Annotated in this window: 13 protein-coding genes; 9 read left to right on the forward strand and 4 right to left on the reverse strand. The window is 70.3% G+C overall.

Annotated features, from left to right (window positions below):
* Positions 1 to 3: 3 nt before the first annotated feature.
* From ENE75_RS19360 to ENE75_RS19370, 3 genes are all read right to left on the reverse strand, one after another.
* Positions 4 to 819 (reverse strand): ABC transporter substrate-binding protein, encoded by an 816-nt coding sequence (locus ENE75_RS19360; protein ID WP_128199967.1) that lies wholly within the window; start codon positions 817 to 819, stop codon positions 4 to 6.
* A complete protein-coding gene (locus ENE75_RS19365; protein WP_128199968.1) occupies positions 810 to 1,532 on the reverse strand; it encodes an ABC transporter ATP-binding protein in 723 nt (240 codons plus the stop codon). The genes ENE75_RS19360 and ENE75_RS19365 overlap by 10 nt, the downstream gene beginning before the upstream one ends.
* An 80-nt stretch (positions 1,533 to 1,612) precedes the next feature.
* Positions 1,613 to 2,344 (reverse strand): ABC transporter permease, encoded by a 732-nt coding sequence (locus tag ENE75_RS19370; RefSeq protein ID WP_128199969.1) that lies wholly within the window; start codon positions 2,342 to 2,344, stop codon positions 1,613 to 1,615.
* Between the two features lie 161 nt (positions 2,345 to 2,505).
* On the opposite strand from ENE75_RS19370, the gene moeA reads away from it, so the two are divergent.
* The 6 genes from moeA to ENE75_RS19400 all read left to right on the forward strand — a co-directional run bounded on the left by moeA (position 2,506) and on the right by ENE75_RS19400 (position 10,123).
* On the forward strand, positions 2,506 to 3,774 hold the full coding sequence (gene moeA, locus ENE75_RS19375) for a molybdopterin molybdotransferase MoeA (RefSeq protein ID WP_128199970.1): 1,269 nt from the start codon (positions 2,506 to 2,508) through the stop codon (positions 3,772 to 3,774).
* Positions 3,775 to 3,884: 110 nt separating this feature from the next.
* On the forward strand, positions 3,885 to 4,358 hold the full coding sequence (locus ENE75_RS19380; RefSeq protein ID WP_128199971.1) for a (2Fe-2S)-binding protein: 474 nt from the start codon (positions 3,885 to 3,887) through the stop codon (positions 4,356 to 4,358).
* Position 4,359: 1 nt separating this feature from the next.
* The gene (locus ENE75_RS19385) at positions 4,360 to 6,708 is read left to right on the forward strand and encodes a xanthine dehydrogenase family protein molybdopterin-binding subunit (RefSeq protein ID WP_128199972.1); all 2,349 of its coding nucleotides are present in this window, start codon (positions 4,360 to 4,362) and stop codon (positions 6,706 to 6,708) included.
* 20 nt (positions 6,709 to 6,728) lie between these two features.
* Positions 6,729 to 7,514 (forward strand): FAD binding domain-containing protein, encoded by a 786-nt coding sequence (locus ENE75_RS19390; RefSeq protein ID WP_128199973.1) that lies wholly within the window; start codon positions 6,729 to 6,731, stop codon positions 7,512 to 7,514.
* A 14-nt stretch (positions 7,515 to 7,528) separates the two neighbouring features.
* Complete coding sequence (locus ENE75_RS19395; RefSeq protein WP_128199974.1) at positions 7,529 to 8,443, forward strand: AAA family ATPase; 915 nt, start codon at positions 7,529 to 7,531, stop codon at positions 8,441 to 8,443.
* 492 nt (positions 8,444 to 8,935) lie between these two features.
* Entirely contained in the window at positions 8,936 to 10,123 is a 1,188-nt protein-coding gene (locus ENE75_RS19400; RefSeq protein ID WP_128199975.1) for a vWA domain-containing protein, read from the forward strand.
* A gap of 26 nt (positions 10,124 to 10,149) precedes the next feature.
* Here the strand turns inward: ENE75_RS19400 and ENE75_RS19405 are convergent, their stop codons facing one another.
* Positions 10,150 to 12,066 carry an FAD-dependent monooxygenase gene (locus ENE75_RS19405; protein WP_128199976.1) on the reverse strand — a complete coding sequence of 639 codons (1,917 nt, stop codon included), beginning with the start codon at positions 12,064 to 12,066 and terminating at the stop codon, positions 10,150 to 10,152.
* A 131-nt stretch (positions 12,067 to 12,197) separates the two neighbouring features.
* On the opposite strand from ENE75_RS19405, the gene ENE75_RS19410 reads away from it, so the two are divergent.
* Genes ENE75_RS19410 through ENE75_RS19420 form a run of 3 tightly spaced genes read left to right on the forward strand, consistent with a single transcriptional unit; the run spans position 12,198 to position 13,494 of the window.
* Positions 12,198 to 12,626 carry a MarR family winged helix-turn-helix transcriptional regulator gene (locus tag ENE75_RS19410; protein WP_128199977.1) on the forward strand — a complete coding sequence of 143 codons (429 nt, stop codon included), beginning with the start codon at positions 12,198 to 12,200 and terminating at the stop codon, positions 12,624 to 12,626.
* A 55-nt stretch (positions 12,627 to 12,681) separates the two neighbouring features.
* The gene (locus ENE75_RS19415; protein ID WP_128199978.1) at positions 12,682 to 13,008 is read left to right on the forward strand and encodes an ArsR/SmtB family transcription factor; all 327 of its coding nucleotides are present in this window, start codon (positions 12,682 to 12,684) and stop codon (positions 13,006 to 13,008) included.
* A 27-nt stretch (positions 13,009 to 13,035) separates the two neighbouring features.
* Positions 13,036 to 13,494 carry an ArsI/CadI family heavy metal resistance metalloenzyme gene (locus ENE75_RS19420; protein WP_128199979.1) on the forward strand — a complete coding sequence of 153 codons (459 nt, stop codon included), beginning with the start codon at positions 13,036 to 13,038 and terminating at the stop codon, positions 13,492 to 13,494.
* Positions 13,495 to 13,606: the final 112 nt, after the last annotated feature.

Here is a 13,606-nt window from a genome sequence, read left to right on the forward strand (position 1 = left end):
GCATCACTTGGCGTTCGGGAAGAACAGCTGCTCGCCGTCGATCTTGTAGTCGGCAATCGCCTTCTGGCCGGCGGCCGAGACCACCCAGTCGGCGAACTGCTGCGCCAGGTCGGCCTTGACGTGCGGGTGCTTCGCCTTGTTGACCACCATCACGCCGTACTGGTTGAACAGCTTGGCATCGCCTTCCACAACGATGCCCAGGTCGCCCCGGTTCTTGAACGACAGCCAGGTGCCGCGGTCGGTGAGCACGTAGGCATTGCTCGACGCGGCGATGTTCAGCGCCGCACCCATGCCGCAGCCGCATTCCTTGTACCAGGCGGGCTTGCCCGTGATCTCGATGCCGGCGTTCTTCCACTGGCGCAGTTCGGCGGCATGGGTGCCGCTCTTGTCGCCGCGCGAGACGAAGGGCGCACCGGCGTCGAAGATCTTCTTCAGGCCGGCGGCGATGTCGCTGCCCTTGGCGCCGGCGGGGTCGCTTTTCGGGCCCACCATCACGAAGTCGTTGTACATCACGTCCTTGCGTGCGGTGGCGAAGCCTTCGGCCATGAACTTCTCCTCGGCCACCTTGTCGTGCACGAAGACGATGTCGGCGTCGCCGCGGCGGGCGCTGTCCAGCGCCTTGCCGGTGCCCTGTGCCACCACGCGCACCTCGATGCCCGTGGCCGCCTTGAAGGCCGGCAGCAGGTGCTTGAAGAGGCCCGAGTTCTCGGTGGACGTGGTGGACGACATCACGATGAACTTGTCCTGCGCCAGCGCCGGGGCGGCGATGGTGCCGGCCATGAGCGCCAGTGCGAGCAGTCTGCGGGTGATCATTGCCATGGGAGTTCTCCTTTGAGGAAGGCAGCCGCCGCGGCGGGCGGATTCACGGGGTCGAAAAACAGGTCGACGGGCAGGTCGGCCAGCACCCGGCCCTGCTCGAGGTAGGCCACGCGGGTGCACAGGCGCTTGGCCTGCCCGAGGTTGTGGGTGCTCATGACGACGGTGACGCCGTCGGCGGCGAGGTCGGCCACGAGCTGCTCCACCTCGCGCTTGGCGCTGGGGTCCAGGCTGGCCGTGGGTTCGTCGAGGAACATCACGTCGGGCTGCAGCGCCCAGGCGCGGGCCAGCGCGAGGCGCTGCTGCTGCCCGCCGGACAGCGCGCGCGCCGAGCGCTGCGCCAGGTCGGCCAGACCCACGCGTTGCAGCGCCTGCATCGCGCGTTCGGGCCGCTCGGCCGCCGGCACGCCGCGCAGCCACAGCGACAGTGTCACGTTTCGGAACACCGAGAGGTGCAGCAGGAAGGGCCGTTGGAACAGCATGGCCGCCACCAGCGGCCGACCGTCGACCGGGTGCGCCTGCCGCCCGCTGCCCGGCACCAAGCCGTGCAGCAGGCGCAGCAGCGTGGTCTTGCCGGCACCGTTGGCGCCCACCAGGGCCAGCCGCTCGCCGCGGTGCAGCGTCAGCGTGACGCCGCGGATGGCGTGCACGGACCCGAAGCGCACCTGGGCGTCGACCAGGGTCAGCAGCGGTTCGGTCAGGGGCTCTCGGCGCATGTCAGTGGCGCCCGGCCGCCCGAAGCCACTGACCGCCCCCTCGGGAGGCGGCGAGCGATGGCGAGCTCGGGGGTCTCATATCAGGCGGCGGCCTCCGCTACGGTGCCGCCCAGTTGCCCACGCTGGCCCCACCACTGCAGCGCCGAGATCAGCAGGTTCACCACCCCCACCACGCCCAGCAGCACGACGCCCAGCGACAGCGCCAGCGGCAGGTCGCCCTTGCTCGTTTCCAGCGCGATGGCCGTGGTCATCACACGCGTGACGCCATCGATGTTGCCGCCGACGATCATCACCGCGCCCACCTCTGCCACCGCACGGCCGAAGGCGGTGAGCAGCACCGTCAGCACGCCGAAGCGCGCGTGCACCAGCAGCAGCAGCGCGGTGGTCATCGGCCCGGCGCCCATCGAGCGCAGCTGTTCGCCGCCTTCGGCCAAGCCGTCGATCACCAGCCGGCGCGACAGCGCCGCGATCAACGGCAGGATCAGGATGCACTGCGCGATGACCATCGCCGTGGGCGTGAACAGGATGCCCCAGTGGCCCAGCGGGCCGGAGCGCGACAGCATCAGGTAGACCAGCAGGCCCACCACCACGGCCGGCAACGCCAGCAGCGTGTTCAGCAGCCAGACCGCCACGCTGTGGCCCGGAAAGCGCGCCACCGCCAGCCAGCCGCCCAGGGCCAGGCCGATGCAGGCGCCCAGCAGACAGGCGGTGGCGCTGACACGCAGCGACAGACCCACGATGGCCCACAGCTCGGGATCGCCGGAGGCGATGAGGTCCAGCGCAAGGCCCAGGCTCTGGGTGATGGCGTCCATGTCAGGCCCGCGCAGCCATGCCGAAGGTGCGGACGGCCCGCATGACGGGCAGAGAACGAAGTGGGCATGGGGATCGCATGTCGGGCGCGGATTGTGTCGACAGGCATGCACCGCTGACCATATGAACGGCTCTGCATAGGTGGGCGACGCACAATCGCGCCATGGCCGACCTGACCCCCTCCCCGCTGGCCACCGGCGACGAACTGCCGGTGGACGCCGCCCGCGCCGCCATCGCCGCCGCGCTCAACCCCATCACCGCCACCGAGACCCTGCCGCTCACCGCCGCCGTGGGCCGCGTGCTGGCCACCGACGTGGTCAGCCCGATCGACGTACCGGCGCACGACAACTCTGCGATGGACGGCTATGCGCTGCACGGTGCGGACCTCGTCGATGGCGGCCCGACGACGCTGCTGGCCCTGCCCGACACCGTCTACGCCGGCGCCCCCTTCACCGGCGCGGTGGGCCGCGGGCGGTGCGTGAAGATCATGACCGGCGCCGTGATGCCCGCCGGCCTGGACAGCGTGGTGCCGCGTGAACTGGTCACCATGGACGGCGACCGCGTGACGCTGCGCGCCGGCGCCATCAAGCCGGGCGAGAACCGCCGCAAGCAGGGCGAGGACCTCACACGCGGCAAGCCGGCGCTGACCGCCGGCCGCCTGCTGCGCCCGGCCGACCTGGGCCTGCTGGCCAGCCTGGGGTTTGCCGAGGTCACGGTCTTCCGTCGCCTGACGGTGGCGCTGTTCTCCACCGGCGACGAGGTGTTCGCGCCCGGCCAGCCGCTGCCGCCCGGCGGCATCTACGACAGCAACCGCTTCACGCTGACCGCGGCACTGCAGCGCCTGGGCGTGGAGGTGCTGGACCTGGGGCTGGTGAAGGACGACCCGGCCGCGCTGGAAGCCGTGCTGCAGCGCGCGGTGGCCGAGGCCGATGCGGTGGTCACCAGCGGCGGCGTCAGCATGGGCGACGCCGACTACACCAAGGACATCATGGCCCGCATGGGCGACGTCGCCTTCTGGAAGGTGGCCATGCGCCCGGGCCGGCCCTTCGCCTTCGGCCCGCTGCGCCATGGCGGGCGCGAGGCGATGCTGTTCGCCCTGCCGGGCAACCCGGTGGCGGCGCTGGTGACCTTCTACGCCTTCGCCCGCGAGGCACTGCTCGTGCTGGGCGGCGCCACGGCCGAGCCGCCGATGGTGCTGCAGGTGAAGAGCGCCGTGCCCATCCGCAAGCGCCCCGGCCGCACCGAATACCAGCGCGGGATCGTCGAATGGGGCGACGATGGCGAACTCCGCGTGCGGCCCACTGGGTCGCAGGGCGCCGGCATCCTGCGCAGCCTCAGCGAGGCCAACGTGCTGGTGGTGCTGCGCCACGAACAGGGTTCGGTGGCCGCGGGCGAGCCGGTGGACGTGTGGCTGTTCGACGGGCTGGTCTGAGCCTATGCACGTGCGTTCATAGGGGAAAGCGACCCGCTGATCCGCGCTTGACCTCTGCCTAGCATGTTCGTTGCAGCCTCCCGTCGGAGGCCCTTGTCACAGGAGACGACATGCCCCAGATCACCTTGACCGTCAACGGCCAGGCCGTGACCCGCGAGGTCGACCCGCAGACCTCGCTGGCCACCTTCCTGCGCGAAGACCTGCGCCTGACCGGCACCCACATCGGCTGCGACACCGCGCAGTGCGGCGCCTGCACGGTGCACCTGGGCGGCAAGGCGGTGAAGAGCTGCAACATGCTGGCGGTGCAAGCCGCCGGCCAGGCGGTGACCACCATCGAGGGCCTGGCCGCCGCCGACGGCACGCTGCACCCCATGCAGGCCGCCTTTCGCGCCTGCCACGGCCTGCAGTGCGGCTTCTGCACCCCGGGCATGGTGATGAGCGCGGTGGACCTGGTGCAGCACCACGACTGCAGCAGCGAAGCCGCCATCCGCGAAGGCCTGGAAGGCAACCTCTGCCGCTGCACCGGCTACCAGAACATCGTGCGCGCCGTGCAGCAGGGCGCCACCGGCATGAAGGGGGCCTGACATGACAGCACGCCAAGGATTCATCGGCCAGCGCGTCGAGCGCCGCGAGGATGCCCGTTTCCTCACCGGCAAGGGCCAGTACACCGACGACATCACGCTGCCGGGACAGACCTACGGGGTGTTCCTGCGCTCGCCACACGCGCACGCCACGATCAAGTCGCTGAACACCGCCGCCGCGGCCGCCGCGCCCGGGGTGCTGGGCATCTACACCGGCGAACACTTCAAGGACATCGGCGGCCTGCCCTGCGGCTGGCTGATCAACAGCATCGACGGCACGCCGATGGTGGAGCCCAAGCACCCGGTCCTCGCCCACGGCAAGGTGCGCTACGTGGGCGACCGCGTGGCCCTGGTGGTCGCCGAGACCAAGGCCCAGGCCCAGGCGGCGCGCGACCTGATCGAGGTCGACTACGACGTGCTGCCGCCGGTGGTGGACATCGCCGACGTGAACACCGGCAGCGCGGTGCACGCCGAGGCGCCGGACAACCAGTGCTACCAGTGGTCCATCGGCGACGGCCCCGGCGTGGAAGCGGCGCTGCAGGCGGCCCACCACGTCACCACGCTGACCTTCCGCAACAACCGCCTGGTGCCCAACGCCATCGAGCCGCGCGCCGCCAACGCCAGCTACGACCGCAACAGCGAGGAGTACACGCTGTACGTGGCCAACCAGAACCCGCACGTCGAGCGGCTGCTGATGTGCGCCTTCGTGCTCGGCATCCCCGAGCACAAGATGCGCGTGATCGCCCCGGACGTAGGCGGTGGTTTCGGCAGCAAGATCTTCCTTTACGGCGAGGAGACGGCGCTGGTGTGGGCCAGCAAGCAGATCGGGCGGCCGATCAAGTGGACGGCCGAGCGCAGCGAGGCCTTCCTCTCCGACGCCCATGGCCGCGACCACCTCACCACCGCCGACCTGGCGATGGACAAGGACGGCACCTTCCTGGCCCTGCGCGTCAACACCACGGCCAACCTGGGCGCCTACCTGAGCACGTTCAGCTCGGCCGTGCCCACCATCCTCTACGCCACGCTGCTGGCCGGCCAGTACACCACGCCCAAGATCTGCGCCACCGTGAAGGCGGTGTTCACCAACACCGCGCCGGTGGACGCCTACCGCGGCGCCGGCAGGCCCGAGGCCACCTACGTGGTCGAGCGCATGGTGGAGACGGCGGCCAAGGAGATGGGCATCGCGCCCGACGAGATCCGCCGGCGCAACTTCATCCGCAGCTTCCCGTACGCCACGCCCGTGGGCCTGACCTACGACACCGGCGACTACGACGCCACGCTCGAGCGTGCCAAGGAACTGGCCGACGTGGCCGGCTTCCCGGCGCGCAAGGCGGCCAGCGAGGCCAAGGGCCTCAAGCGCGGCCTGGGCTACAGCGCCTACATCGAGGCCTGCGGCATCGCGCCGTCCAGCGTGGCGGGGGCCCTGGGCGCCCGCGCCGGCCTGTTCGAGGCCGGCGAGGTGCGCGTGCACCCCACCGGCAAGGTCACGGTGTTCACCGGCAGCCACAGCCACGGCCAGGGCCACGAGACCACCTTTGCGCAGGTGGTGGCCGACAAGCTGGGCATCCCGCTGGAGGACGTGAGCATCGAGCACGGCGACACCGGCAAGGTGCTGTTCGGCATGGGCACCTACGGCAGCCGCTCGCTGGCCGTGGGCGGCACCGCCATCATCAAGGCGGTGGACAAGATCGTCGCCAAGGGCCGGAAGATCGCCGCCCACCTGATGGAGGCCGACGACCAGGACGTGGTCTTCGAGGACGGGCAGTTCAAGGTGGCCGGCACCGACAAGGCCGTGCCCTTCGCGCAGGTGTCGCTGACGGCCTACGTGCCGCACAACTTCCCGCACGACAAGCTCGAGCCGGGCTTGAACGAAAACGCCTTCTACGACCCAAGCAACTTCACCTACCCCGCCGGCACCTACATCTGCGAGGTGGAGATCGACCCGGCCACCGGCAAGACCCGCATCGACCGCATGACCGCCTGCGACGACTTCGGCAACGTCATCAACCCGATGATCGTCGAGGGCCAGGTGCACGGCGGCCTGGTGCAGGGCATCGGACAGGCGCTGCTGGAGCACGGCATCTACGACACCGGCTCGGGCCAGCTGCTGACCGGCAGCTACATGGACTACTGCATGCCGCGCGCCGACGACGTGCCCACATTCACGGTGGAGACCGCCAAGGGCACGCCCTGCACCCACAACCCGCTGGGCGTGAAGGGCTGCGGCGAGGCCGGCGCCATCGGCTCGCCGCCGGCCGTGATCAACGCCATCTGCGACGCCCTGGGCGTCAAGGACGTGCCGATGCCGGCCACGCCCTACACTGTGTGGCAAGCGGCGCAGGCCGCACGTTGAACCCCAAGGAGACGAATCCCATGCAAGCCTTCTCCTACCAGACCGCCACCAGCGTGGCCGCCGCCGCTGCGGCCCTGAACGACGAGTCCAAGCTGGTCGCCGGCGGGCAGTCGCTGCTGCCGTCCATGCGCCTGGGCCTCGCGGCACCCGAGGCGCTGATCGACCTCGGCGGCATCGCCGATCTCAAGGGCATCAGCGTCAGCGGCAGCACCGTGAAGATCGGCGCCATGACCACGCACGCCGACGTGGCCGCGAATGCCGACGTGAAGCGCCTGATCCCGGCCCTGGCCGACCTGGCCGGCAACATCGGTGACCGCCAGGTGCGCAACCGCGGCACCCTCGGCGGCAGCCTGGCCAACAACGACCCGGCGGCCTGCTACCCCGCCGCGGTGCTGGGCCTGGGCGCCACGGTGCACACCAACCAGCGTGACATCACGGCGGACGACTTCTTCCAGGGCCTGTACATGACGGCGCTGGAAGACGGCGAGATCATCACCGCCGTCAGCTTCCCAGTGCCGCAAGCGGCGGGGTGGCAGAAGTTCAAGCAGCCGGCCTCGCGTTTCAGCTTGGTGGGCGTGTTCGTCAGCAAGGGCGCCGGCGGCGTGCGCGTGGCCGTCACCGGCGCCGGCGGCAACGGCGTGTTCCGCGTGAAGGCCATCGAGGACGCGCTGGCCGCCAACTGGTCGGCCGCCGCCGCCCAGGCGGTGAAGGTGAGCGCCGACGGCCTGAACAGCGACCTGCACGGGTCGGCCGAGTACCGCGCGGCGCTGATCCCGGTGCTGGCGGGCCGCGCGGTTGGCGGCTGAGGCGGTGGCTGGCCTTGTCGGCTGAGATCCCCGCCAGCATCGATGACACGGCGGCGGCGCTGCTGGCAAGGGACTACGTCCCGGACCGGCAGCTCGCCACCGTCGTCTACCTGGCGCTGAAACTGCAGCGCCCGCTGTTCCTGGAAGGCGAGCCGGGCACCGGCAAGACCGAGATCGCGCGCACACTGGCCGCGATGCTGGAGCGGCCGCTGATCCGCCTGCAGTGCTACGAAGGCCTGGACCTGGCCGGTGCCGCCTACGAGTGGAACTACGGCCGGCAGATGATGGAGATCCGTCTGGCCGAGCGTGAGCAGGGCGTCTCGCGCGACGCCCTGGCCGGCGAACTGTTCAGCGAGCGCTTCCTGACCCAGCGCGCGCTGCTGCAGGCCATCGACCCGAAGCGCGACGTGCCGCCTGTGCTGCTGATCGACGAGCTCGACCGCGCCGACGAGCCCTTCGAGGCCTTCCTGCTCGAAGTGCTGGCCGACTACCAGATCACCATCCCCGAACTCGGCACGGTGCAGGCGAAGGCGCCGCCGATCGTGATCCTCACCAGCAACCGCACGCGCGAGATCCACGACGCGGTCAAGCGGCGCTGCCTCTACCACTGGGTGGGCTTCCCTGACGCGAAGCGCGAGCTGGAGATCCTGCACCGGCGCGTGCCGGGGGCCGGCGAAGAACTGGCGCGCCAGATCGTCGCCTTCGTGCAGCGGCTGCGCCAGATCGACCTCTACAAGCTGCCCGGCATCGCCGAGACCATCGAGTGGACGCGCGCGCTGATGCAGCTCGATGCGCTGGTGCTCGACCCCGAGGTGATCCAGAACACACTGGGTGTGCTGCTGAAGTACCAGGACGACATCGCGCGCCTGCAGGGCGGCGAGGCCACGCGGGTGCTGGAGGAAGTGCGGGCGGCGGCAAGAGCGGGCTGATGCGGGGATGACCGCTGTCGACACGGAGTGGACGTTCGGCGGTCCATCAACGCCGCCGTTCAGCGTGGCCGGGGGTCCGGGCGGGCGTTCTCCGGCCCACGCTCACGGGGCACTGCCCGTGGTGGTCCACCGACGAGGCTTCAACACCGGCGCCGGTCCGTCACCGACGAGGCGACCGCGAATGGGGCCTGCGCTCGCCCACCCGAACCCCCGGCCCTCTTCGGCGCCGAGGCGTCGGTCCCCGGGAACAGCGAGCGGGTGTCGCAGGGCGGTGGTTGCGCCTGCGGGCGCAGGACCCATTCGCGGTCGCCTGGACGCTGACTCCCCACTGGCGGCGTTGAAGCCTCGGCCGCGGATGAACCATGGCAGCGCCCCGCGAGCGTGGGCCGGAGAACGCGGGCGACGCCGCCGCCCTGCTGCAGCGGCGGTGGGGCGCGAGGACCACGAGCGCTCGATCATGAGCTTCCGCTCCGCGTCGACAGCGGCCGATTCATGATCCCGCTGTCAGGTTCGCCCGGCCGCCTGGCCGACAACGTCATGCACTTCGGCCGCGTGCTGCGTGCCGCGGGCATGCCGGTGGGCAGCGACCGCATCCTCACGGCGCTGCAGGCGCTGCAGGTGGCAGGCCTCGAGTCGCGGCGCGACTTCCACGCCGTGCTCGCGGCCTGCATGGTCGACCGCGCCGAACACCGCGAACTCTTCGACCAGGCCTTCCACCTCTTCTGGAAGGACCCGGACATCGAAGGCCGCATGCGCGCCCTGCTGCTGCCCAAGGTGAAGGCGCAAGGCGGCCCGCCGCCGACAACCGAGAACCGTCGGCTGGGCGCGGCGCTGTTCCCCAACCCGCCGCAGCCCGAGCCCGAGACGCCGCCCAAGGAGGAACTTGAGCTCGAAGCGACGATGAGCTGGACACAGCGCGAGGTGCTGCGCCAGGCCGACTTCGAGACCATGACGCCCGACGAATGGCGCGCGGCGCAGAAGCTGCTGGCGAAGCTGGCGCTGGTGTTCGAGCCGCTGCCCTCGCGGCGCATGCAGCGCGCTGCCCACCCCGGCCGCATCGACTGGCGCGCCACGATGGCCGGCATGGCCCGCCACGGCGGCGAGCTGTGGGACATCCGCTGGCGCGCGCGCCGCACGCGGCCGGCGCCGCTGGTGCTGCTGGCCGACATCTCCGGCTCGATGAGCCGCTATTCACGCATGCTGCTGCACTTCGCGCATGCGCTGGGTCATGCCGACGCCCGCGTGGAGAGCTTCGTCTTCGGCACCCGGCTCACGCGCACCACGCGGCTGCTGAAGAGCCGCGACCCGGACCTGGCGGTGGGCCAGGTCATGCGCACGGTGCAGGACTGGTCCGGCGGCACGCGCATCACCGATTCGCTGCGCGAATTCAACCGCCGCTGGGCGCGGCGCACCCTGCCCGGCCAGGCCACGCTGCTGCTGGTGACCGACGGGCTGGAGCATGGTGACACCAGCGCGCTGAGCTTCGAGATGGAGCGCCTGCACAAGAGCTGCCGGCGGCTCGTCTGGCTGAACCCGCTGCTGCGTTTCGACCGCTTCGAGCCGCGCGCCGGCGGCGTCAAGGCCATGCTGCCGCACGTGGACCGCTTCCTGCCGGTGCACAACCTGGCCAGCCTGGAGCAGCTGGCCGAGGTGCTGGCCGGGCCCGCGGCCGCGCGCTGACCCCAAGCGCCGCCTGGCCCCGGCGCTCAGACCGGGCGCAGGATCCCGCCGAAGAAGGCCGACAGTGCCGCAAAGCCGTCCAGCGGCAGCACGTGGGCCACGTACTGGTCGGGGCGGACCACCACCATGCAGCCGCGCTCGCGGTCGATGTCGCGCATCTTGAAGATGTCGCCGGCGCCCTTGTGGTCGACGCAGAACACCTTCTCGTGGTCCTGCAGGCCCAGCCTGCCGGTCTTGGGCTGCAGCAGCGACGGCAGCTGTTCCACGGCCAGCTGGTCGAAGGTCTGCTGGAAGACGGCCCGCACGTCGATCACCGCGTCGATGTCTTCGCCGGGGCGCGTGTGGCGCACCACTGGTGACGACGGATCGGTGACCAGCCAGTCGGCCAGGCGGTGGATCGCCGTACCGGGCGCCGTGCTGTCGGCCCGGCCGGCAAAGACGTACAGGCGCCAGCGCGCATCGGCCTCGGCCACGTGGCCCAGCTGCATGGGTTTGGCATCGGCCAGCCGCACCACCGGCGCCGAATGGAAGCGCCGGCCGATGGCCAGACCGGCGGCCAGCGCCTGGTACGTGCCCGGGCCGACCAGCGCCGACGGCGCGTAGTGCACCGCGTTGCCGCCGGTGAATTCGAGGTTGGCCTTGAACTGGCGGATGATGCGCGGCTCCTCGGTGCCGTCCCGCTCCGCGGGCGTGGTCGGTGCCGACATGATGCGCGCCCATTCGTGGTCGGTCTCCACCAGCCGCCGCGCCTCGGCCAGGCGCTCGCGGGAGTAGCTGCGCAGCAGGCTGGCATCGGCCCGGCCCTGCAGCACGTGCACCAGCTTCCAGCCCAGGTTGAAGGTGTCCTGCATCGACACGTTCATGCCCTGGCCCGCCTTGGGCGAGTGCGTGTGGCAGGCGTCGCCCGCGGTGAACACGCGCGGGTTGCGGTCGGCCCCTTCGGGCACGTCGTCGAAGCGGTCGGTGATGCTGTGGCCGATGTCGTAGATCGACCACCAGACCACCTCCTTCACGTCGATGGTGTAGGGCCGCAGGATGCGGTTGGCCGCCGCGATCATGTCCTCCTGCGTGAACTTGCGGTTCGCCGCCTTCTCGTCCGGGTTGAGCTTGTCGAGCTCGACGTACATGCGGAAGATGTAGCCGCCCTCGCGCGGCAGGATCAGCACGTTGCCTTCGCTGGCCGACGAGACCAGGCACTTCTGGCGCACGTCCGGGAAGTCGGTGTTGGCCAGGATGTCCATCACGCCCCAGGCCTGGTGCGCCGCATCGCCGTGCAGCGTGCCGCCGATGGCCTGGCGCACCTTGGAGTGCGCGCCGTCGCAGCCCACCACGTAGTTGGCCCGCACCGTGCGCGTGGCCCACCAGTTCACGCCGGTGGCATCCTTGATCGTCACCGTCACCGGGTGGTCGTCGGTGGTCGGATCCACGGTCACGTCGACGATCTCCCAGCCGTAGTCGGGCGCCAGGCGGGACGGCGCATTCGCCATCACCTCGAGGAACAGCTCGTGCAGCCGCGCCTGGTTGATCAGGATGTGCGGCATCTCGGAGCTGTCGTCGGCAACGTCCTGCACACGACCCACGCGCTTGATGTGCTGCGGGTTGGCCGGGTCGGGCATCCAGAAGGCCGTCTGGTTGACCCAGTAGGTCTCGCGCTTGACCTTGTCGGCGAAGCCGAAGGCCTGGAACATCTCCATCGTGCGTGTGTTGATGCCGTCGGCCTTGCCCTTGACGATGTTGCGCGGCATGCGCTCGATGATCATGGTCTCGATTTCGGGGAACTGCGCCAGCTGCGCCGCCAGGCACAGCCCCGCCGGCCCGGTGCCGGCAATGAGCACGTCCACCTGCTCGGGCAGCGGCTCGTGCGGGCCGCGGTTGCGGCGGTTGGGCGCCGCGGGCTTGACGTCCGGGCTGCCGCCGCGGAATCCATCCTTGTAGAACTGCATCGCCTGTCTCCTGTGGGGCCCGATGGGTCGCGTAGGTCGGGTGGGTCGCGCCTGCCGCCGCTTCGGCGTCGCATGGGCAAATAATATCTATGCTTACTATTGGCCGTCAAGACGATACGTATACTTATTGAATGGAATCGCTCGACATGGCGGGCCACCTGATCCGCCGCCTGCACCAGCAGGCCACGCAGGTCTTCGTGCAGCGCACGCAGGCCGCCGGCTTCGACCTGACGTCGGTGCAGTTCGCTGCGCTGGACGCCATCCATGCCCACCCGGGCACCGACCAGGCGCGCGTGGCCGAACTGATCGCCTACGACCGCGCCACCATCGGCGGCGTGATCGACCGGCTGGAGCAGAAGGGCTGGATCCGCCGCGTCGTCAGCGAACGCGACCGCCGCGCCCGCGAGCTGTCGCTGACCGACGAGGGCCGGCGCGTCTACCGCGCGCTGCTGCCGGTGGTCCGGGCGCTGCAGGACGACATCCTGCAGCCCCTGAACGCCAACGACCGCGCCCGCTTCCTCAAGCTGGCGCGGCAGGCGGTTCCGTCGACACGCAGCTGAGGTCGACCACCCGACCGGGTTGACGGGCCGATTTCATTTCTATATTCTTCGAATCATGGAAGAGCAAGAAGCCGTTGCCACCCTGAGCGCCCTCGCCCAACCGGCGCGGCTGCGCGTGTTCCGCGCCCTGGTCGGCGCCGCCCGCGAAGGCATGACGCCCGGGGCCCTGTCGGCCCTGCTGGACGTGCCGGCGTCCACGCTGTCCTTCCACCTGAAGGAACTGATGCACGCCGGCCTCGTGGACGTCGAGCGTGACGGCCGCAGCCTCATCTACCGCCCGGCGCTGGCGCGCATGAATGCGCTACTGGGCTACCTGACCGACCACTGCTGCCAGGGGCAGGCCTGCGTGCCTGCGGCCCGGCGCTCGAAGACCACCTGCTGAGCCCTGTTGTTGAACCCGGGAGGCCCCATGAAGCGTTTCCATGTGCACGTGCATGTCGACGACCTCGCCCAGAGCGTCGCCTTCTATTCCAGGCTGTTCGCCGCCGAGCCGGCCCGCCTGGAGGCCGACTACGCCAAGTGGATGCTCGACGACCCGCGCATCAACTTCGCCATCTCTGCGCGCGACGGCGCGCGCGGGGTCGACCACCTGGGCTTCCAGGTCGACGACGAGACGGAACTGGCCGAACTGAAGGCACGCGCCCAGTCGGCCGACCTGGCCTTGCTGGACGAAGGCGACACCACCTGCTGCTACGCGCGCAGCGAGAAGCACTGGGTCACCGACCCGCAGGGCGTGGCCTGGGAGCACTTCCACACGCTGGCGGACATCCCGGTGTTCCGCCAGGGCCGTGCGGCAGACGCCTGCTGTGCAGCCGCGCCGCAGGCCAAGCCAGCAACCGCTCGGGCCGCCGGCAGTTGCTGTGGCTGAGCTTGGCGCTGGCCGGGCGGGCGGCGCAGGTCGCCCGCGCTGTCATCCAGGCGTCATCCTTTGATTCCATCATTCTAGAAACATAGATTCGCAAAGAATCGGAAAGGTGTTC

The organism is Rubrivivax albus, from assembly GCF_004016515.1.
GTDB lineage: Bacteria > Pseudomonadota > Gammaproteobacteria > Burkholderiales > Burkholderiaceae_C > Rubrivivax > Rubrivivax albus.